The organism is Geodermatophilus sp. CPCC 205506 (genome assembly GCF_051383635.1).
Lineage (GTDB): Bacteria > Actinomycetota > Actinomycetes > Mycobacteriales > Geodermatophilaceae > Geodermatophilus.
Genome location: NZ_JALPKP010000037.1, coordinates 18,437 through 38,388, shown reverse-complemented (window position 1 = coordinate 38,388; position 19,952 = coordinate 18,437). Strand labels below are relative to the sequence as shown.

Sequence of the window (19,952 nt, the reverse complement as noted above, 5' to 3'; positions counted from 1 at the left end):
CGGACGCACGACGACAGCGGGCCCGGGGGAGCACTTCCGCCCCCGGGCCCGCCGTCGTGAGCGCCGGGCCCCTGCCCTCCCGGTGAGCGATCATGCGGCGGCCGGGGGGACCCCGGCCGGACGAGGGGAGCGGTCGATCCCGCGCGCCCCATGCAGCAGAGTTGGACGCGCCCGCACACCCGGAGGGCGCAACGAGGGAGGGCCCACCATGGCCACAGCAGGCGTCCCGTCAGGGGAGGCGGCGGCCGGCGGTGCGGACGGCGACGCCGCCCCGTACGCGGTCGAGCTCCACGGCATCACCAAGCGCTTCCCCGGCGTGGTGGCGAACAAGGACATCGAGCTGCGGGTCCGCCGCGGCGAGGTGCACGCCATCGTCGGGGAGAACGGCGCCGGCAAGTCGACGCTGATGAAGACCCTGTACGGGATGCACCGGCCGGACGAGGGGCAGATCTTCCTGCACGGGCGCCAGGTGCACTTCCGCAGCCCGGCCGACGCGATCGCCGCGGGCATCGGCATGGTCCACCAGCACTTCATGCTGGCCGACTACTTCACCGTCCTCGAGAACGTCGTCCTGGGCAGCGAGCCCACCCGCGGCCTGGGCCTGGACCGCGCCGAGGCCCGGCGCCGCATCACCGACATCTCCGACCGCTACGCCCTCGACCTCGATCCCGACGAGCACGTGGAGGACCTGGGGGTGGGCGACCGGCAGCGGGTCGAGATCGCGAAGGTCCTGTACCGGGGGGCGACGACGCTGATCCTCGACGAGCCGACCGCCGTCCTCGTGCCCCAGGAGGTCGACGAGCTGTTCGGCAACCTCGCCGAGCTCAAGCGGGAGGGCCTGACGGTCATCTTCATCTCGCACAAGCTGGACGAGGTCCGCCGCGTCGCCGACTCCATCACCGTCATCCGCCGGGGCACCACCGTCGGCACCGCCGACCCGAGGACGACGTCCACGCGGGAACTGGCCGAGATGATGGTCGGCGCGGAGCTGCCGACGCCGGAGACGAGGACATCCACCGTGCGGGACACGCCGGTGCTGCAGCTGGGGCACGTGACCGTGGGCGAGCCCGGGCGCCGGCCGCTCGTCCACGACGTGGACCTGACCGTGCGCGAGGGCGAGGTCGTCGGCATCGCCGGCGTCGAGGGCAACGGCCAGGCCGAGCTGGTCGACGCGATCATGGGCCTGCGCCCGCTCGCGGGCGGCACGATCACCCTGGGCGCCGAGGACGTCACCGGCTGGTCGACCCGCGCCCGGCGCGAGGCCGGCATCGGCTTCATCCCCGAGGACCGGCACCGGCAGGGGATGCTGCTGGACGCCCCGCTGTGGGAGAACCGCATCCTCGGGCACCAGACGCGGCCGCCGGCGGTGAGAGGCTGGTTCCTCGACCGCCGGGCCGCGCGTGCCGACACCGAACGGATCATGCAGGAGTACGACGTCCGCGCGCCGGGCCCGGACACCCTGGCCGTCGCGCTGTCGGGTGGCAACCAGCAGAAGCTGATCGTCGGGCGCGAGATGAGCGCCGCTCCCCGGCTGCTCATCGCCGCGCACCCGACCCGGGGCGTCGACGTGGGCGCGCAGGCGGTGATCTGGGAGCTGCTCAAGGACGCCCGCGCCGAGGGGATGGGGATCGTGCTCGTGTCCGCCGACCTCGACGAGCTGATCGGCCTGTCCGACACGCTGCACGTCATGCTGCGCGGCTCGCTCGTCGCCACCGTCGACCCCTCCCGCGTCACCCCCGAGGAACTGGGCGGGTACATGACCGGTGCCCGGACGACGGCAGGTGCCGCGTGAACCGTCTCCGCCGGGTCGGCCTGGCCCTGCTCGGGCCGGCGATGGCCATCGTCGTCGCGCTCATCGTCACGGCGATCGTCATCGCCCTGATCGGCAAGGACCCCATCGCGGCGCTGCGGGTCATGACCGATCTGGGCGACACCCCGTCGCAGCAGACCCAGTCGATCGTGGTGATCCTCAACCGGGCGGTCCCGCTGTTCCTGGCCGGCCTCGCGGTGGCCGTCGCGTTCCGGATGGGCCTGTTCAACATCGGCGTCGAGGGCCAGTACCGGCTGGCGACGATCCTCGCCGCGGCCGTCGGCGCCGCCGTCACGCTGCCGGCACCGCTCCACGTGCTGCTGATCGTGGTCGTGGCCGTGGTCGTCGCGGCGGTGTGGGCCGGCATCGTCGGCGTCCTCAAGGTCACCCGTGGCGTGAGCGAGGTGATCAGTTCGATCATGCTCAACTTCGTCGCGCTGGGCATCGCCTCGTTCCTGCTCACCGGGCCGCTGCGGGGCAGCGCCGAGGGCCAGTCGATCGTGACGACCAAGACCATCCCCGAGTCCGGCTGGTTCCCCGGGCTCAACGGCGTCCTCACCGGGCTGGGCCTGGCCGAGCCGCGCTCGGAGCTCTACGGCTTCCTGCTGGTCGCCATCGTCATCGGCGTCGCGGTCGCGGTGCTGCTCAGGCGCACCCGCTTCGGATTCGACCTGCGGGCGACGGGGCTCTCGCCGTCGGCCGCGCGGGCCAGCGGCGTGGACGCCCGCGGCATGGTGATCAAGACGATGCTGCTGTCCGGCGGGATCGCCGGCCTGATCGGCATGCCGGAGCTGCTCGGGGACGTCCACGAGTTCGGCACGGAGTTCACCGCCGGGCTCGGCTTCCTCGGCATCGCGGTGGCGCTCCTGGGCCGCAACAGCCCGCTGGGCATCGCGGTGGCGGCGCTGCTGTTCGCCTTCCTCGACCGGGCGGCCCTGCCGCTGCAGTTCGCCGACATCCCGTCGTCGGTGGTCACGATCATCCAGGGCACCATCGTGCTCGCCGTCGTCATCGCCAACGAGATCGCCCGCCGGCTGGCGCTGCGCTCGGCGGAGCGGGCCGGGTCGTCCGCCGCGGCCCCACCGCCCGACTCCGGGGGCAGCGGAGGCGGCGGCTCGCCCCCGGGGGACGGTCCCGACGGCGGCCGCCGCGCCTACACCCCCGTGCCCGGTGAACAGCAGGGAGCGCAGGCATGAGCACCGTGCAGAGTCCGCCTGCCCGGCCCAGCCGCGGGCCGCTCACCGACCTGCTCACCGGCGGTGGCCGCTCCCGGCGGGTGCTGTGGCTCGTCCTCGGCGTGCTCGTGCTGGTCTCCGTGGTGCGCGTGGTCTCGGGGGAGCAGGAGCTCACGTCGTCGTCCACGATGGCGGCCGCGCTGCTGCTCGCCGTCCCCATCGCGCTCGCCGCGCTCGGCGGCCTGTTCTCCGAGCGGGCCGGCGTGGTCAACATCGGCCTCGACGGCATGATGATCCTCGGCACGTGGGGCGCCGGCTGGGCCGGCTACCAGTGGGGGTGGGGCGCGGCCGTGGTCGGCGGGGTGGTCCTCGGCGCGGTGGGCGGCCTGCTGCACGCGATCGCCACGGTCACCTTCGGCGTCGACCACGTGGTGTCCGGCGTGGCGATCAACCTCCTCGCCGCCGGCATCGTGCGCTTCCTCTCCGAGCTGAACTACATCGACAACCCCGCCGGCGGCGGCGCCGCCCAGTCACCCCCGCTGGCCAGCCAGCCGCCGGACTTCTCGCTCCCGGTGCTGTCCTCCGGGCCGGACCTGCTGGGCTCGCTCGAGCAGCGGCACTGGTTCCTGATCAGCGACCTCGCCGGCGTGCTGCGCGGGCTGACCAGCGACGTGGGTGTGCTCACCCTGGTCGCCGTCCTGCTGATCCCGGTGTCCTACCTCGTCCTCTGGCGGACGGCGTTCGGCCTGCGGTTGCGCTCCTGCGGGGAGAACCCCGCGGCGGCGGACTCGCTCGGCGTGCCCGTGTACCGGCTGAAGTACACCGCCGTGGTCATCTCCGGGGCGCTGGCCGGGCTGGGCGGGGTGTCCCTCGTGTTCATCGCCAACATCTACCGCGAGGGCCAGACCGGCGGCCGCGGGTTCATCGGCCTGGCCGCGCTGATCTTCGGCAACTGGCGGCCCGGCGGTCTCGCCGCCGGTGCGGGGCTGTTCGGCTTCGCCGACGCGCTACAACTGCGCAGCCGGACCGCCGTGGTGGCGCTGCTGCTGCTCGTGGCCGTGCTCCTGGCGGCGGTGGCGGTGTACCAGGGGGTGCAGCGCAAGCTCGTGCAGGCGGTGCTCGCCGGGGCCTTCGCGGCCGCGGCTCTGGTCGGCTTCCTCACCATCGAGCGGCTGCCCGCGGGCATCGTCTTCTTCACCCCGCACCTGACCACGCTGCTCGTGCTGTCGCTGGCGTCCCAACGCCTGCGGATGCCCAAGGCCGACGGCCTGGTCTATCGACGAGGAGAACACTGATGCAGGTCGACTGGGACGTCCTCCGGACGGCGGCGCGGGAGGCGATGACGCACGCTTACGCGCCGTACTCGAAGTTCCCCGTCGGCGTGGCCGGGCTGGTGGACGACGGTCGCGTGGTCACCGGCTGCAACGTGGAGAACGCCTCCTACGGGGTGGGCCTGTGCGCCGAGTGCGGCATGGTCAGTGACCTCGTCCGCTCCGGTGGCGGCCGGCTGGTCGCGGTCGCCTGCGTGGGCGGCGACGGGCAGCCGCTGATGCCGTGCGGCCGCTGCCGGCAGCTGCTGTGGGAGCACGGCGGCGCCGGCATGCTCATCGAGACCGTGTCGCTCGGCATCGTGCCGATGAGCGCGGTGCTGCCCGACGCGTTCGGTCCGGACGACCTCGTGGCGGCGGCGGAGCGGGGACAGGGCTGATGGCCGCGTTCGACGCCATCGACGTCATCCGCGCCAAGCGGGACGGCGTCCGGCTGACCGCCGAGCAGATCCGCTGGGTGATCGACGCGTACACCCGCGGCGAGGTGCCCGACGAGCAGATGAGCGCGCTGCTGATGGCGGTGTTCTTCCGCGGCATGTCGCCCGACGAGCTGGCCGTGTGGACGCAGTCGATGATCGACTCCGGCGAGCGCAAGGACCTCTCCGCGCTGGGCCGGCCGACCGCCGACAAGCACTCCACCGGCGGGGTCGGCGACAAGATCACCCTGCCGCTGGCGCCGCTGGTGGCCGCCTGCGGGGTGGCCGTGCCGCAGCTGTCGGGGCGGGGGCTGGGCCACACCGGCGGCACGCTGGACAAGCTGGAGGCGGTCCCCGGCTGGCGGGCCGACGTCCACGAGGAGGCCTACCTGGCGCAGCTGCGCGACGTGGGCGCGGTGATCTGCGCGGCCGGCAACGACCTGGCCCCGGCGGACAAGAAGCTCTACGCACTGCGCGACGTCACCGGCACCGTGGAGTCGATCCCGCTGATCGCCAGCTCGATCATGAGCAAGAAGATCGCCGAGGGCGCCGACGCGCTGGTCCTCGACGTCAAGACCGGCTCGGGCGCGTTCATGAAGGACCCCGACGCCTCCCGCGAGCTGGCTCGCAGGATGGTCGGCCTCGGGGAGGCGGCCGGGGTGCGCACCGTCGCCCTGGTGACCGCGATGGACCGGCCGCTGGGCCGCGCCGCGGGCAACGCCGTCGAGGTGGCCGAGTCGGTGGAGGTGCTCGCGGGCGGCGGGCCGGCCGACGTCGTCGAGCTGACCCTCGCGCTGGCCCGGGAGATGCTGGCCGGCGCCGGGCGGTCCGAGGTCGACCCCGCCGGCGCCCTCGCCGACGGCCGGGCGATGGACGTGTGGCGGCGGATGATCGCGGCCCAGGGTGGCGACCCGGACGCGCCGCTGCCGCAACCCGCCGAGAAGCACGTGGTGACGGCGCCGGCGACCGGCACGCTCACCCGGCTGGACGCCTACGCCCTCGGGGTGGCCGCCTGGCGGCTGGGAGCCGGGCGGGCCCGCAAGGAGGACCCGGTGTCGGCCGCCGCCGGCGTCACCTGGACCGCCGGCGTGGGGGAGACGGTCACCGAGGGGCAGCCGCTGCTCGAGCTGCACACCGACGACCCCGCGCGGATCGAGCGGGCGCTCGAGGCGCTCGAGGGGGCGGTCGGCGTCGACACCGACGACGAGCCGTTGCCGCTGCTGCTCGACCGCATCACGGCGTGAGGACCGAGCCTCAGGGCCATGGGGGACACTGTCTTGTCGTGCAGAAGGACTCCCTCCTCCCCACCACTCGCGAGCTCGCGGCGGGCCCCGAGAGGGAGCCGCTGGATCCCGAGGCGGCGATCTCCGTCCGCGGTCTGGTGAAGCGTTACGGCGAGTCCGCCGCCGTCGACGGCCTGGACCTCGACATCCACCGCGGCGAGATCTTCGCGCTGCTCGGTCCGAACGGCGCCGGCAAGACGACGACGGTCGAGATCTGCGAGGGCTTCCGGGGCCGCGACGGCGGCGACGTCCGCGTCCTCGGCACCGACCCCGCCCAGGCGACGCGGCGGTGGAAGGCGCAGCTGGGGATCGTCCTGCAGTCCGGGGCCGGCGACAGCCAGCTCACCTGCCGCGAGCTGCTCCGCGCGGAGGCGTCCTACTACCCCGACCCGCGCGACCCCGACGAGGTGCTCGAGCTGGTCGGGCTCACCGAGAAGGCCGGCGCGCGCGGCCGGTCGCTGTCGGGCGGTCAGCGGCGGCGGCTGGACGTCGCGCTGGGCATCGTCGGCCGGCCGACCCTGCTGTTCCTCGACGAGCCGACCACCGGCTTCGACCCCGAGGCCCGGCGGCAGTTCTGGTCGCTGATCCGCTCGCTGCGCGACCTCGGCACGACCATGCTGCTCACCACCCACTACCTCGACGAGGCCGAGGCGCTGGCCGACCGGGTCGGCGTCATCGCCCGCGGCCGGCTGGTCGAGGTCGCCGTCCCCTCCCGGCTCGGCGACCGGGAGACCGCGCCGGCCGTCGTCACCTGGACCGAGGGCGGCGTCCGCCGCACCGAGGCGACCGCGACGCCGACGGCGTTCGTGCGCGAGCTGGCCACCCGGTTCCCCGGCGAGGTGCCCGACCTGGCGGTCGCCCGCCCGACGCTCGAGGACGTGTACCTGCGGATGATCGGGGAGCCGGCGTGACCGCCGTCCAGGAGACGACGGCCCTGCCGTCGCTGTCGAGCGTGTACCGCTCGCGCTCGTCGGTGGAGCTCAAGGAGTTCTTCCGGCAGCGCGAGTCGGTGGTCTTCACGCTGCTGTTCCCGGTGATCCTGCTGGTGGTCTTCGGCGCCGTCCTCGACTACGACATCGGCAACGGCGTCACCTTCACCCAGTACTTCATGGCCGGGATCATCGCTGCGGGCATCCTCGGCGCCAGCCTGCAGAACATGGCGATCAGCATCGCCACCGAGCGCTCCGACGGGACGCTCAAGCACCTGTGGGGCACCCCGATGCCCAAGAGCGCCTACTTCGTCGGCAAGGTCGTCCAGGTCCTCGCCGTCACGGTGCTCATCCTCGCGATCCTGCTGACCGTCGGGGCGGTCGCCTACGGCGTGCCGCTGCCCTCGGGGAGCGACTGGTTCACGTTCGTCTGGGTCGCGACGCTGGGTTCGGCGGCGTGCACGCTGCTCGGCATCGCCGTCTCCAGCCTGGCCAAGACCGGCCGGTCGGCGTCGGCGATGGTCACCCCGATCGCGCTGGTGCTGCAGTTCATCTCCGGCGTCTTCTTCCAGTTCAGCCAGGTGCCGACGTGGATGCAGACGATCGCGGCGCTGTTCCCGCTGAAGTGGATGGCGCAGGGCCTGCGGTCGGTGTTCCTGCCCGACGCCCTGGCCGCGCAGGAGCCGGCCGGCAGCTGGGAGCTGGGCCGGGTCGCGCTGGTGCTGGCCGTGTGGTGCGTCGCCGGCCTGGTGCTGTGCGTGCTCACCTTCCGCTGGCAGGACCGCGGAACCGGCTGAGCCCCTCCCGTCGTCCTCCGCGGGGACCGCCGGAGGAGTCCCGTCGTCCTCCGCGGAAACCGCCGGAGGAGTCCCGTCGTCCTCCGCGGAAACCGCCGGTGGTTCCGGGACCCAGGGTGACGGCTGGGTAGCGTTGCGCCGTGCCCGCACCGCTCGACGCCGCCTCGCTCCGCCGCGCTCCCAAGGTCCTCCTGCACGACCACCTGGACGGCGGGCTGCGGCCGCAGACGGTGCTCGAGCTCGCCGACGAGCACGGGTACCGGGATTTGCCGGCGGACGACGCCGACGCGCTCGCCCGGTGGTTCCACGGCGCTGCGCACTCCGGCTCTCTGGTCCGCTACCTGGAGACCTTCGCGCACACCGTCGCGGTGATGCAGCGGCCGGAGGCGGTCCATCGGGTGGCCCGCGAGTGCGCCCTCGACCTGGCCGCCGACGGCGTCGTGTACGCCGAGGTCCGCATGGCCCCCGAGCTGCTCACGGCCATGCCGATCGCGGAAGCGGTCGAGGCGATGCTCGACGGTTTCGCGGCGGGCAGCCGGGACGCCGCCACCCCGATCACCGTCGGCACCCTGCTCTGCGCCATGCGCCAGGCCGACCGGTGGGACGAGGTCGCCGGGCTGGTCGTCCGCTACCGGGACGCCGGGGTGGTCGGCTTCGACCTCGCCGGCCCGGAGATCGGCTTCCCGCCCGACCGGCACCCGTCGGCGATCGCGCTGCTCGACCGGGCCGGCGCGCACCGCACCATCCACGCGGGTGAGGCCGCCGGGATCGACAGCATCGTCGCCGCCCTGGACGCCGCCGGGGCCGAGCGGCTGGGCCACGGCGTGCGGATCGCCGACGAGGTGGCCGCCGACGGGTCGCTCGGATCGGTGGCGAAGCGGGTGCTCGAGGAGCAGGTGCCGCTGGAGGTCGCCCCGTCGTCCAACGTGCAGACCGGCGCCTACCCCTCCCTGGCCGAGCACCCGGTGGACCGGCTGCACCGGCTGGGCTTCGCGGTCACCGTCAACACCGACAACCGGCTGATGAGCGGCGTCTCGGTGACCAGCGAGCTGGCCGACGTCGTCGCCACCTGCGGCTGGGGCTGGGACGACGTCCAGACGGTCACCGAGCGGGCTCTGGCGGCCGCGTTCGTCGAGGAGACCGAGCGCGCCCGGCTGCTCGCCGACGTCGTCCGGCCGGGGTTCGCCGCCCTGCGCGGCTGAGGGTGGCGGGGACCACCCTGCGCTCGGGAATCGCGGGTCGGCCCGCGCTGCTAACCTGGGTGTACCGGCACACCGCCGGTCATCCTCCCGGACGGTCCGTCCGGGTATGAGCGCATCCGTGCAGATCCGGGCGTCACAGCTGACGTGAGCGATCGCCAGTGAGGACGCCGGTCGACGGCGTTCACGCATGACCACGGGACGCGCCCGAGAAGCATCGGAGTCCCACACCCGTATGACCACGTTCGACGCTGTCGACGTCCCGACCACCCCTGAGCACACCCCCGAGGTCGAGGCGCCCACCGGCCCGACCTTCGCCCAGCTGGGTCTGCCCCAGCAGCTGGTGACCGCCCTCGAGCGGCGCGGCATCCGGCACCCCTTCGCGATCCAGACCTCGGCCCTGCCGGACGCCCTCGCCGGGCGCGACGTGCTCGGCAAGGCCGCCACCGGCTCGGGCAAGACGCTGGCCTTCGGCTTGCCGTTGCTCGCCCGGATCGGTGCCGAGGCCAAGCAGGGCCGGCGCGCCCCGCGTGGCCTGGTGCTCGTCCCCACCCGCGAGCTGGCCCAGCAGGTGCACGACGCCCTGGCCCCGCTCGGCCAGGCCATCGGTGTCCAGCTGGCCACCGTCTACGGCGGTGCGCCGATGTACCGCCAGATCCAGCAGCTGCGCCGCGGTGTCGATGTCATCATCGCCACGCCGGGCCGGCTGCAGGACCTGATCAGCCAGGGCGAGGCCACCCTCGCCGAGGTCGTCGTCACCGTGCTGGACGAGGCCGACTTCATGGCCGACCTGGGCTTCCTCCCGGTCGTCAAGGAGCTGCTCGACCAGACGGTCTCCGACGCGCAGCGGCTGCTGTTCTCGGCCACGCTCGACGGCGAGGTCGACTCGCTGGTCCGCCGCTACCTCAAGGACCCGGCCCGGCACGAAGTCGTCCGCCCCGGCGGCGAGGCCCCGCCGGCCGAGCACCTGGCGTTCAGCCTCGCCTTCCGCGACAAGCTGCAGGTGGCCACGGAACTGGCCGGTCGCCCCGGCCGGACGATCGTCTTCGCCCGCACCCAGCTGGGTGTGGACCGGCTCGCCGAGAACCTGCAGTCCGCGGGCATCAAGGCCGAGGCCATCCACGGCGGGCTGCCGCAGTCGGCCCGCAAGCGTGCGCTGGAGGCGTTCATGGACGCCCGCTCGCCGGTCCTGGTCGCCACCGACGTCGCCGCTCGCGGCATCCACGTCGACGACGTGTCGCTGGTCCTGCACTACGACCCGCCGACGGACGCCAAGACCTACCTGCACCGTTCGGGCCGCACCGCCCGCGCCGGTGCCGGCGGTGTGGTCGTCTCCCTGCTGCTGCCCGACCAGGTGGGCCAGGCCAAGCGCCGGTTCCGCTCGGCCAAGGTGGACCCGCTGGTCGACCGGATCCGTCCGGGCGACGCCCCGATCGCCGACCTGGTCGCCAGCGGCGTGCACGTCGAGCCGATCGAGCGCCCGGTGCGCGAGTCCCGCCGACCGGCGGGCGCCGGTGCCCGGCGTCCGCGCCGCGAGGGCGACCGTCCGCGTCGTCCCTACGGCGACCGGCCGCGCCGGGACGGCGACCGCCCCACGGGCGAGCGCACTCACTTCGAGCGGTCGGGCGGCGGCGAGCGCCGCGGGGGCGGGGACCGTCGTCCCAGCGTCCACCGCGCCCAGGGCGCCCGCCCCGGCCGGTCGACGCAGTTCTCCGACTGAGCACCTGATCCACCCGGCAGCGGCCGGTCCCGGTTCCCCGGGGCCGGCCGCTGCCGTCCGGTGGGAGAGGCATAGGAAGCTCTTCCCACGTCGGGGGCCGCAAGACGTGGGAAGAGCTTCCTATGCCTCGAGGGGGCGTGCCTCAGTCGCGGAAGACGAGGGCCCCGCTGACCTGGGTGACGACCTCGTCCCAGACCGACCGGAGCGCGGCGGCGTCCTCGGCCCGCAGCGGGGCGTCGGGCTCCCGCTCGGCGCGGGCCACCGTCCGGCCCAGCGGTTCGCTCGGGCGCAGCAGCTCCTCGACGCGGTCGAGCCCCGCGTACTCGGCGATGTCGCGGACGCCCTCCACCGGCTGGGCGAGCGCGCGGTGCGGGACCAGGCCGGCGGCGCCGTCAGCGACCTCCGCCATCACCTCGGTGAGCTCGGTCAGGTCGTAGCGGTCCTGCTCGGCCGGCAGCGGCGGGGTGTCGGTGTCGGCCACCTCCGGCCACGAGGCGATCTCGGCGAGGTCGTGCTCCTCGTCGCCGGCGCAGAACCGGGTGAGCTGCGCGGGGGAGGGGAAGACGAAGACCTCGCCGTCCCGGCCGAGGAAGCGCGCCTCGTCCTCCACGTAGCAGCGCAGCGTCACCCCGGAGCCCTCGGGGACGACGACCTCCACCGGCAGGATCCCCACCGCCTCCCAGAACTCGGCGGCCTTGGCGACCTCCGACGGGGGCGCGCTGATCCGGCCGGGCCGGGCGATCGCGCTCACCGGCGTCGGCGGGGACGCCGCCACGGCCGGCTCCTGCGTCTCGGCGTCGTCCTCGAGGTCCTCGTCCTCGGCGGCCTCGTCCGCCTCCTCCGCCGACGGGTAGTCGGCGAGGGTGACCGTGCCGCCGCCGGTCCAGTCCAGGTGGGTGCCGAGCTCCTGCAGGACGTCCTCCCACAGGTCGTCGAGGGCGGAGCCGACGCCGCCCCAGGCGTCCTCGCCGGCCCGGCCCACGAAGGCGTCGACGCCGAGGCCCAGCGAGCCGATCTCGGGGCGGGCCACCAGGTCGGCCAGCGCGCCGAACTCCCCGCCCCGCTCGACGTCGGTGCCCGGACGGCGGTCGAGGTCGACGTCGGCGTCGACGGTGCGGTCGTCGTCCTCGTCGGTGAGCTCGTCGTCGTCCAGGTCGTCGTCCAGCTCGTCGTCGCCGGTGTCCAGGCACTCGGCCAGCCGGGTGACGATGTCCACCGTCGCGGCGAGCTCCTCCACCGCCCAGCGGTCGGGGTTCTCCGCGGCGATGTCGTAGACGCCGTCGAGGTCGTAGCGGTGGTCGTCGTCCGGCGTCAGGTCAGCGGCGCCCAGGCCGACGACGACCGGCCAGACCGGGTGGTCGGCGAGGTCGTGGTCGGTGCGGGTGCGACAGAACGCGGCGAGGGCCGCCGGGGTCGGGAAGAGGTGGACGCTCGCCCGGTCGCCCTCGGAGGCGCCGAGGAAGGCCTGCCACTCCTCCCCGTCCTCCTCCCACGGTGGAGCCCACAGGGTGTATCCGGTTCGGTCGTCGACGGTGAGCGCGATGGGGACGATGCTGGGCCTTGCCACGGGGCCATCCTGCCCGGTCCTCCCGGCGGCGCACCTCCGGGTTGTCACACGCCCATGGGGTGCCAGACCGTCTTGGTCTCCAGGAACGGCGTCAGCCGCGACAGTCCGGGGTCGGCCGTCCAGTCCGGCTCCTCGACCGGCGGGCGCAGCACCCGCTTGATGCTGCCGGCCGCCAGGCGCTCGAGCTCCATCGCGCGGCCCGCCGGGGCGCCGGTGAGGTCGACGGCGTCCACGTCGTCGTGCTCGGCCAGCCAGGGCCCGATCTCGCCGGCGTCGCCGGTGAGCAGGTTGACCACACCGGCCGGGACGTCGCTGGTCGCCAGCACCTCCCCGAGGGTGACCGCCGGCAGCGGCCGCTCCCGGGACGTGACGACGACCGCGGTGTTGCCGCCGGCGAGCACCGGGGCGAGGACGCTGACCAGCCCGAGGAGCGAGGACTGCTGGGGGGCGAGGACGGCGACGACGCCGGTCGGCTCGGGCATCGAGAAGTCGAAGTACGGCCCGGCGACCGGGTTGGCCCCGCCCAGGACGGCGGCGAGCTTGTCGGTCCAGCCGGCGTACCAGACCCAGCGGTCGATGGCCGCGTCCACCGCGGCGCGGGCCCGGGAGTTCGAGATCCCCTCGCCGGCGGACACCTCCTCGCAGAACTGGACGTGCCGGCCCTCCAGCACCTCGGCCACCCGGTAGAGCACCTGGCCGCGGTTGTAGGCCGTCGTCCCCGACCACGTGCCGAAGGCGGCACGGGCGGCCACGACGGCGTCCCGGGCGTCCTTGCGGGAGGCCCACGCCGCGTTGGCGAGGAAGTGCCCCTTGGTGTCGGTGACCTCGTAGGTGCGCCCGGACTCCGACCGCGGGAACGCGCCGTTGACGAAGAGCTTGTAGGTCTTGCGAACGGCCAGCCGGTCACTCATGAGTGGGTCGCGCCCTTCAGGTATCCGGTCAGCCCGTGCCGGCCGCCCTCGCGGCCGTACCCGGACTGCTTGTAGCCGCCGAAGGGCGACGTCGGGTCGAACTTGTTGAACGTGTTGGCCCACACGACGCCGGCGCGGAGCTGGTTGGCGATCTTGAGGATCCGCGAGCCCTTCTCCGTCCAGATGCCGGCCGAGAGGCCGTAGGTCGAGTTGTTGGCCTTGGCGACCGCCTCGTCCGGCGTCCGGAAGGTGAGGACGCTGAGCACCGGCCCGAAGACCTCGTCGCGGGCGATGCGGTGGGCGGGGGAGACGTGGATGAACACCGTCGGCGGGAACCAGAAGCCGCGGTCGGGCAGATCGCAGGCCGGCTGCCAGCGCTGCGCCCCCTCGGCCTCGCCGATGTCGGACAGCTCGCGGATGCGGGCCAGCTGCTCGGCGGAGTTGATCGCGCCGATGTCGGTGTTCTTGTCCAGCGGGTCGCCGACGCGCAGCGTGCCGATCCGGCGCTGCAACGACGCGATCACCTCGTCGTGGACCGACTCCTGCACCAGCAGCCGGCTGCCGGCGCAGCAGACGTGGCCCTGGTTGAAGAAGATGCCCTGCACGATGCCCTCGACGGCCTGGTCGATCGGGGCGTCGTCGAAGACGATGTTGGCCGCCTTGCCGCCGAGCTCGAGGGTCAGCGACTTGCGGGTGCCGGCGACCGCGCGGGCGATGGCCCGGCCCACCTCCGTGGAGCCGGTGAAGGCCACCTTGTCGACGTCGTCGTGCTCGACCACGGCCCGGCCGGTGTCCCCGGCGCCGGTGACGATGTTGACCACGCCCGGCGGCAGGTCGGCCTGCCGGCAGACCTCGGCGAACAGCAGGGCGGTCAGCGGGGTGGTCTCGGCCGGCTTGAGGACGACGGTGTTGCCGGTGGCCAGCGCCGGGGCGACCTTCCACGCCAGCATGAGCAGCGGGAAGTTCCACGGGATGACCTGGCCCGCCACACCGAGCGGCCGCGGGCCCGGGCCGAGCCCCGCCCAGTCCAGCTTGTCGGCCCAGCCGGCGTGGTAGAAGAAGTGCGCCGCGGCCAGGGGGACGTCGACGTCGCGGGACTCCCGGATCGGCTTGCCGTTGTCCAGCGACTCCAGGACGGCGAACTCCCGCGCCCGCTCCTGCAGCAGCCGGGCGATGCGGAACAGGTACTTGCCGCGGTCGGCCGGCCGCATCGGCCCCCAGACGCGGGTGAACGCCCGGCGGGCGGCGCGGACGGCGCGGTCGACGTCGGCGTCGGTGCCGGCGGCGACCTCGCAGAGGACCTCCTCGGTGGCCGGGTTGACCGTCTTGAAGGACTCGCCGCCGCCGTCGACGAACTCGCCGTCGACGAACAGGCCGTAGGACGGCGCGATGTCGACGATGGACCGCGACTCGGGCGCGGGGGCGTACACGAAGGGGGTGCTCATCTCAGTCCACCGTCACGTGGTCGGGGCCGGAGTAGTGGCCGGTGCGCAGCTTCTGCCGCTGCAGGAGCAGGTCGTTGAGCAGGGTGGAGGCGCCGAAGCGGAACCAGTCGGGGGAGAGCCAGTCGGGCCCGGCCACCTCGTTGACGAGGACCAGGTGCTTGACGGCGTCCTTCGTCGTCCGGATGCCGCCGGCCGGCTTGACGCCGATCTGCCGGCCGGTGGTGGCGCGGAAATCGCGAACCGCCTCCAGCATCACCAGGCAGACCGGCAGGGTGGCCGCGGGGGAGACCTTGCCGGTGGAGGTCTTGATGAAGTCGCCGCCGGCCAGCATGGCCAGCCAGGAGGCGCGGCGGACGTTGTCGAGGGTGACCAGCTCGCCGGTCTCGAGGATGACCTTGAGGTGGGCGTCGCCGCAGGCCTCCTTCACCGCGACGATCTGGTCGAAGACGTCGAGGTAGCGGCCGGCGAGGAAGGCCCCGCGGTCGATGACCATGTCGATCTCGTCCGCGCCGTTGGCCACGGCGTCCCCGACGTCGGCGAGCTTGACCGCCCGGCTGGCCCGGCCGCTGGGGAACGCGGTGGCGACGGCGGCGGTGTGGATGCCGGTGCCGGCGAGGGCGTCGCGTGCGATGCCGGCGAGGTCGCCGTAGACGCAGACCGCGGCGACCGGCGGGCAGGAGGCGTCGGTGGGGTCGGGACGGCGCGCCTTGGCGGCCAGGCTGCGGACCTTGCCCGGGGTGTCGGCGCCCTCGAGGGTGGTGAGGTCGACCATCGAGATGGCGGTGTCGATCGCCCACGCCTTCGCGGTGGTCTTGATCGACCGGGTGCCGAGCACGCCGACGCGCGCCTCGGCGCCGACCTGGTCGACGCCGGGGAGGCCGTGCAGGAAGGCCCGGAAGGCCGCGTCCGAGCGGGTCACGTCGCCGAACGGCGCCAGGGGCTCGCGCCGCGGCGGGGTCTTCGCCGTCAGAGCGTCGGGGTCGAGCACGTGGGTCATGGGGGCATTCTCCCCTGAGCCGCCGACAGCACGGCCGCTACGGTGTCGCGCGTGCAGCTCACCGTCGTCGACCACCCGCTGGCCCGCGCCCGTCTGACCCGCATGCGGGACGAGCGGACCGACAACGCGGCGTTCCGCGCGGCGCTGCGCGAGCTCACCCAGATGCTGGTCTACGAGGCCACCCGCGACCTCGCCGTCGCCGAGGACCCGATCACCACGCCGGTCACCGGCACCACCGGCTACCGGCTGGCCGCCCCGCCGCTGATCGTGCCGGTGCTGCGGGCGGGCCTGGGCATGGCCGACACCGCGCACGGGATGCTCCCGGAGTCGCAGATGGGCTTCGTCGGGCTGGCCCGCAACGAGGAGACCTTCCAGCCCGAGGCGTACATGGCCTCGCTGCCCGAGTCGCTCGTCGACCGGGAGGTGTTCGTCCTCGACCCGATGCTGGCCACCGGCGGCTCCCTGGTGCACTGCTGCGGTCTGCTCACCGAGCGCGGCACGACCTCGATCACGGTGCTGTGCGCGCTGGCCGCGCCCGAGGGGATCGCCCGGCTGGAGGCCAGCGGGCTGCCGCTGCGGGTGTTCACCGCGTCGGTCGACGAGGGGCTCAACGACAAGGCCTACATCGTCCCGGGCCTGGGCGACGCCGGCGACCGGCAGTTCGGCGCGGTGTGACGATGCGCTTCGGGGTGCTGGGCACCGGTCACTGGGCGCGCGTCGTCCACGCGACCGCGCTGTCGGAGCACCCGTCGGCGTCGCTCACCGGTGTGTGGGGCCGCGACCTGGCCAAGGCCAAGGCCCTGGGTGCGGAGTTCGACGTCCCCGGGTACGACGACCTGGGGGCCCTGCTGGACCAGGTGGACGCCGTCGCCATCGCCGTCCCGCCGGACGTGCAGGTGCCGCTGGTCGAGCAGGCCGCCTCGGCCGGCAAGCACGTGCTGCTGGAGAAGCCGATCGGGCTGTCGCTGTCCGACGCCGACCGGGTCGTGGCGGCGGTGCGGTCGGCGGGCGTGGCGTCGGTGGTCTTCTTCACCTTCCGGTTCCAGGCGGGCACCTCCTCGTGGCTGGCCCAGGCGGGGCGGACCCTGCTCGCCGGTGGCTCGGGCACGTGGCTGAGCGCCCTGGCCGGCAGCCCCTTCGACTCGGCCTGGCGGCGCAGGCACGGGGCGCTGTGGGACATCGGCCCGCACGCGCTGTCGCTGCTGCTGCCGGCGCTGGGCCCGGTCGTCACGGTGCAGGCCGGGGGCGGGTCCGGTGACACCGTCCACCTGGTGCTGCAGCACGAGGCGGGGGTCTCCTCGACGGTGACGCTCTCGCACACCGTGGCGCCGATGTCGACCGGCATCGAGTTCTACGTGCACGGGGACGCCGGCCGGGTGGTCCTGCTGCCCGACACCGAGCACCCGGTGGAGGCGCTGACCGTGGCGGTCGACGAGCTCTCGGCCGCGGCGGTCGCCGGGGGCATCCACCCCTGCGACGTCGGGTTCGGCCGCGAGGTGGTCGCGGTCCTGGCGACGGCCCGGCGGGCGCTGGAGTCGGGCTGCCGGGAGCCGGTGTCGGCCTGAGCTCCGGCTCCAACTCCCGCTCCTGATCCCGCTCCCGCTCCGGCTCCCGCTCCCGCGGTCTCGTTCCCCCTCTTGCGGTGGTGCAGCGCCGCAAGAGGGTGCAGGACACCGCGGGAGTGGCTCAGTCGTAGGGGTTGGTCAGGACCGGTGCGGCCTGGAGGACGGCGAAGGTGACCGGCGGGCCGTCGGTGGTCGTGGTGCCGGGGACGTCGGCGCTGGCCCCGCCGTCGACGCTGAAGGTGCCGCTCCAAGTGGTGGTCAGCGAGGCGCTGTACGTGCCGGTGCGGTAGTCGTGGCTGACCGTGTGGTCGGGGTACGGGGCGCCGGGGTCGGTGCTGGTGAGCGTGGTGCCGTCGCCGGTGTGCCAGGCGAACCCGCTCGCCGTGGCGACGATGTCGACGCTGAACCCGCGGATGTCGACGGTGAAGGTCTGGGTGGTCGGCCCGTCGGTGTAGAAGACGACGGGCAGGCCGACCAGTGCGTTGCCCGGCGGCTGCTGCTGGGTGGGGAGCTGGGGCAGCGGGAGGGTCTGGAAGTAGCGGAACACCTCACCGGGGGACGGCGGCGGGTTGAGCGCCGTGATGTCCACGCACTCGCGCGCGACGCTCTGCCAGTCCCCGACCGGGGTCCCGGGAGCGGTACCGGGCGGGACAGTGAATCCGTCGATCGTCGACCCGTCCGGCAGCACCAGCCGTCGCTGCTGGATGAGAAGGAAGTCGGCCACGCGGCCCGGCGCGGACGGGCAGGCCCGGAAGTCCTGCCCCTGGCAACTGCCGGTCGTGGCGTCGTTGAACACGCACGGGTCGATCAGGCGATAGGTGTATGGATGCGCAACGGGTGCGGCGTTGCTTGCAATCCAGGTGCCGTTCGTGCCAGCGACGTAGGAGGCTTCGAGGGTGCCCGGTCCAGTTGATACCTGCGGAGTGCTGCAGATCCCACCGAGGCAATCATCCGCTACAGCTGGCGCCTGGAGTAGGAAGACAACCGCGAGCAAAAGGCCGGCAAGCGTGTAGCGGCTCATTCGCTCAGCCGACTGTCATGCTAGTTACGATCCAGGTGTCGAGGCGCTCGTTCCAGGCGAGATGTGCGCCAGACTGGAGCGCGCCAGATGCAGGTCCGGATCTGCCGGGGACGAGTTGACCGTTGGAGTCGTACGTCTGGAATGCGCCCTGGCTGTAGACAAAGCCAACTTCAGCTGCATCACCGGAGACTAGTCCGGGGCCATTTGCCTGATACTCGTAGGACAGAGGTGCGTAGGTGTATCCCGCGGACAGATCGTTTCTGTAAGAGTCTGCCAACGCTCGGCAATACGCACATTCCTGACTGAGCTCCAGCAGTGGACTGGGATCGCGCGGTCCCTCCGCGACATACGCGTTCAAGTCCATGTAATAGCGCATGAACTCCGCCGCGCCTTCGGGTGTCTTCTCGCGCGCCTTGGGCGGTACGGGGAAGTCGGCGGGGCCGAGGGGTGGGAGGTCGGCGTCCGACGGTTCGGCCTCCGCGCTCGCAGCCGGCAGCGTGTCGCTGGCCGGCTGCTCCTCCGCGCACCCGCCGAGCAGGGCCACACCGATCGTCATGCCCGCCACCAGTCGCAGCGTCGCGCGCCGTGCCACGTCGTCCACCCCCGTGTTGATCACTCCGACCGCCGGGAGACTACGGAGCCGCGCCGGACCGGGCACGCGGCCCTGTGGACAACCACCCGATCGCATTGCCGGCGTTCCTCGCGGTCTGCCGACCGTGCAGGACCGGCAACGGGCGAGGAACACCCGCAACCCGCGCCCCCTCCGGTGCCTCGTGTCACCATTCGCAGGTGACCAACGCCTGGACAGTCGGACGGTCGGCGGCCGCCGCGGTGCTCGCCCTGCCGGTGCTGCTGATGGGCTGCTCCAGCGGCTCGGAGAGCGGCTCCGGGGAGGAGGGCGGCGACGGCGGGCAGGGGCCGCAGACCGTCGCGCTCGGCATCATCCCGATCATCGACGTCGCCCCCGTCTACCTCGGCATCGAGCAGGGCTTCTTCGAGGAGCAGCAGATCGAGCTCGACCTGAGTGCGGGGCAGGGCGGTGCGGCGATCGTGCCCGGCGTCGCCAGCGGCAGCATCGACATCGGCTTCGGCAACAACCTCTCCCTGGTGGTCGCCGCCTCGAGCGGCCTGCCGCTGCAGGTGATCTGCAGCGCCGTCGACAGCACCGGAGACCCCGCGGTGGACCCCTTCACCATCGTCACCGCCGACCCGGCGATCACCCGGCCCGCCGACCTCGCGGGCAAGACCGTCGCCACCAACACGATCAACGCCATCGGGGACAGCGTCGTCAGCGCCTCCGTGCGCGCCGACGGCGGTGACCCGGACACGATCAACTTCGTCGAGCTGCCGTTCCCGAACATGGCTGCGGCGGTGCTGGCGGGAGACGTCGACGCGGCCTGGCTGGTCGAGCCGTTCGTCACCCTGGCCGCGCAGCAGGGGATCAGGGTCCTCACCACTCCGCTGAACGACTTCACCGACGTGCAGATCGAGGTCTCCACCTACTTCACGAGCACGCAGTTCGCGACCGAGAACGCCGATGTCGTGGAGCGCTTCACCACCGCGATGGAGCAGTCGCTGACCTTCGCGCAGGAGAACCCCGACGCCGTCCGGGCCGTCCTGCCGACCTACCTCGACATCACGCCGGAGCTGGCCGCGCAGGTCCGCCTGCCGGAGTGGAACACCGAGGTCAGCGAGGAGACGTTCGAGGTGTTCACCGACCTGGCCGAGGCCCAGGGGCTGCTCGACGGGGAGGTCGACCTGGACTCGCTGCTGGCGCCCGTCCGCTGAC

The 19,952-nt window shown here is 73.3% G+C and carries 18 protein-coding genes; 12 read left to right on the top strand and 6 right to left on the bottom strand.

Going from position 1 to position 19,952, the window contains the following annotated elements; translation table 11 throughout:
* The first annotated feature begins 208 nt into the window (after positions 1-208).
* The 9 genes from MY520_RS19670 to MY520_RS19630 all read left to right on the top strand — a co-directional run bounded on the left by MY520_RS19670 (position 209) and on the right by MY520_RS19630 (position 10,657).
* Positions 209-1,792: an ABC transporter ATP-binding protein gene (locus MY520_RS19670; protein WP_436694258.1), complete on the top strand. Its 1,584-nt coding sequence runs from the start codon at positions 209-211 to the stop codon at positions 1,790-1,792.
* Positions 1,789-3,006, top strand: a complete 1,218-nt coding sequence (locus MY520_RS19665) for an ABC transporter permease (protein WP_436694257.1) — start codon at positions 1,789-1,791, stop codon at positions 3,004-3,006. Before MY520_RS19670 ends, MY520_RS19665 begins: the two co-directional genes overlap by 4 nt.
* On the top strand, positions 3,003-4,280 hold the full coding sequence (locus MY520_RS19660) for an ABC transporter permease (protein WP_436694256.1): 1,278 nt from the start codon (positions 3,003-3,005) through the stop codon (positions 4,278-4,280). The genes MY520_RS19665 and MY520_RS19660 overlap by 4 nt, the downstream gene beginning before the upstream one ends.
* Entirely contained in the window at positions 4,280-4,693 is a 414-nt protein-coding gene (locus MY520_RS19655; protein WP_436694255.1) for a cytidine deaminase, read from the top strand. The genes MY520_RS19660 and MY520_RS19655 overlap by 1 nt, the downstream gene beginning before the upstream one ends.
* Positions 4,693-5,973 carry a thymidine phosphorylase gene (locus tag MY520_RS19650; protein WP_436694254.1) on the top strand — a complete coding sequence of 427 codons (1,281 nt, stop codon included), beginning with the start codon at positions 4,693-4,695 and terminating at the stop codon, positions 5,971-5,973. The genes MY520_RS19655 and MY520_RS19650 overlap by 1 nt, the downstream gene beginning before the upstream one ends.
* A gap of 38 nt (positions 5,974-6,011) precedes the next feature.
* Positions 6,012-6,923 carry an ABC transporter ATP-binding protein gene (locus MY520_RS19645; RefSeq protein WP_436694253.1) on the top strand — a complete coding sequence of 304 codons (912 nt, stop codon included), beginning with the start codon at positions 6,012-6,014 and terminating at the stop codon, positions 6,921-6,923.
* Positions 6,920-7,738 carry an ABC transporter permease gene (locus MY520_RS19640; RefSeq protein ID WP_436694252.1) on the top strand — a complete coding sequence of 273 codons (819 nt, stop codon included), beginning with the start codon at positions 6,920-6,922 and terminating at the stop codon, positions 7,736-7,738. The genes MY520_RS19645 and MY520_RS19640 overlap by 4 nt, the downstream gene beginning before the upstream one ends.
* Before the next feature lie 140 nt (positions 7,739-7,878).
* On the top strand, positions 7,879-8,940 hold the full coding sequence (locus MY520_RS19635; protein ID WP_436694251.1) for an adenosine deaminase: 1,062 nt from the start codon (positions 7,879-7,881) through the stop codon (positions 8,938-8,940).
* A 232-nt stretch (positions 8,941-9,172) separates the two neighbouring features.
* Entirely contained in the window at positions 9,173-10,657 is a 1,485-nt protein-coding gene (locus MY520_RS19630) for a DEAD/DEAH box helicase (protein WP_436694250.1), read from the top strand.
* Between the two features lie 142 nt (positions 10,658-10,799).
* Here MY520_RS19630 and MY520_RS19625 read toward each other — a convergent pair whose 3' ends face one another.
* From MY520_RS19625 to deoC, 4 genes are read right to left on the bottom strand one after another with little or no spacing between them, the layout of a single operon-like run.
* Positions 10,800-12,224: a hypothetical protein gene (locus tag MY520_RS19625; protein ID WP_436694249.1), complete on the bottom strand. Its 1,425-nt coding sequence runs from the start codon at positions 12,222-12,224 to the stop codon at positions 10,800-10,802.
* A 44-nt stretch (positions 12,225-12,268) separates the two neighbouring features.
* Positions 12,269-13,135, bottom strand: a complete 867-nt coding sequence (locus MY520_RS19620; RefSeq protein WP_436694248.1) for an aldehyde dehydrogenase family protein — start codon at positions 13,133-13,135, stop codon at positions 12,269-12,271.
* Positions 13,132-14,580: an aldehyde dehydrogenase family protein gene (locus MY520_RS19615; protein ID WP_436694247.1), complete on the bottom strand. Its 1,449-nt coding sequence runs from the start codon at positions 14,578-14,580 to the stop codon at positions 13,132-13,134. Before MY520_RS19615 ends, MY520_RS19620 begins: the two co-directional genes overlap by 4 nt.
* A 1-nt stretch (position 14,581) precedes the next feature.
* On the bottom strand, positions 14,582-15,577 hold the full coding sequence (gene deoC, locus MY520_RS19610; RefSeq protein WP_436694246.1) for a deoxyribose-phosphate aldolase: 996 nt from the start codon (positions 15,575-15,577) through the stop codon (positions 14,582-14,584).
* Between the two features lie 51 nt (positions 15,578-15,628).
* On the opposite strand from deoC, the gene upp reads away from it, so the two are divergent.
* Both upp and MY520_RS19600 read left to right on the top strand, forming a co-directional pair.
* Positions 15,629-16,252 carry a uracil phosphoribosyltransferase gene (gene upp / locus MY520_RS19605; RefSeq protein WP_436694245.1) on the top strand — a complete coding sequence of 208 codons (624 nt, stop codon included), beginning with the start codon at positions 15,629-15,631 and terminating at the stop codon, positions 16,250-16,252.
* 2 nt (positions 16,253-16,254) lie between these two features.
* Positions 16,255-17,142: a Gfo/Idh/MocA family protein gene (locus tag MY520_RS19600; RefSeq protein ID WP_436694244.1), complete on the top strand. Its 888-nt coding sequence runs from the start codon at positions 16,255-16,257 to the stop codon at positions 17,140-17,142.
* A 121-nt stretch (positions 17,143-17,263) separates the two neighbouring features.
* On the opposite strand, the gene MY520_RS19595 is transcribed toward MY520_RS19600, so the two are convergent.
* Positions 17,264-17,938, bottom strand: coding sequence for a hypothetical protein (locus MY520_RS19595; protein ID WP_436694243.1), 675 nt, complete (start codon positions 17,936-17,938; stop codon positions 17,264-17,266).
* 229 nt (positions 17,939-18,167) lie between these two features.
* Entirely contained in the window at positions 18,168-18,764 is a 597-nt protein-coding gene (locus MY520_RS19590; RefSeq protein WP_436694242.1) for a DUF6318 family protein, read from the bottom strand.
* A 188-nt stretch (positions 18,765-18,952) separates the two neighbouring features.
* Here MY520_RS19590 and MY520_RS19585 point away from each other — a divergent pair, with 188 nt between their 5' ends.
* Positions 18,953-19,951 carry an ABC transporter substrate-binding protein gene (locus tag MY520_RS19585; RefSeq protein ID WP_436694241.1) on the top strand — a complete coding sequence of 333 codons (999 nt, stop codon included), beginning with the start codon at positions 18,953-18,955 and terminating at the stop codon, positions 19,949-19,951.
* Position 19,952 lies beyond the last annotated feature (1 nt).

Bases quoted from the DNA above. Each gene is read 5' to 3' on its own strand.
- MY520_RS19670 (WP_436694258.1), top strand. From the start codon at position 209: ATGGCCACAGCAGGCGTCCCGTCAGGGGAGGCGGCGGCCGGCGGTGCG.
- MY520_RS19660 (WP_436694256.1), top strand. From the start codon at position 3,003: ATGAGCACCGTGCAGAGTCCGCCTGCCCGGCCCAGCCGCGGGCCGCTC.
- MY520_RS19655 (WP_436694255.1), top strand. From the start codon at position 4,280: ATGCAGGTCGACTGGGACGTCCTCCGGACGGCGGCGCGGGAGGCGATG.
- MY520_RS19650 (WP_436694254.1), top strand. From the start codon at position 4,693: ATGGCCGCGTTCGACGCCATCGACGTCATCCGCGCCAAGCGGGACGGC.
- MY520_RS19630 (WP_436694250.1), top strand. From the start codon at position 9,173: ATGACCACGTTCGACGCTGTCGACGTCCCGACCACCCCTGAGCACACC.
- MY520_RS19620 (WP_436694248.1), bottom strand. From the start codon at position 13,135: ATGAGTGACCGGCTGGCCGTTCGCAAGACCTACAAGCTCTTCGTCAAC.
- MY520_RS19615 (WP_436694247.1), bottom strand. From the start codon at position 14,580: ATGAGCACCCCCTTCGTGTACGCCCCCGCGCCCGAGTCGCGGTCCATC.
- deoC (WP_436694246.1), bottom strand. From the start codon at position 15,577: ATGACCCACGTGCTCGACCCCGACGCTCTGACGGCGAAGACCCCGCCG.
- MY520_RS19600 (WP_436694244.1), top strand. From the start codon at position 16,255: ATGCGCTTCGGGGTGCTGGGCACCGGTCACTGGGCGCGCGTCGTCCAC.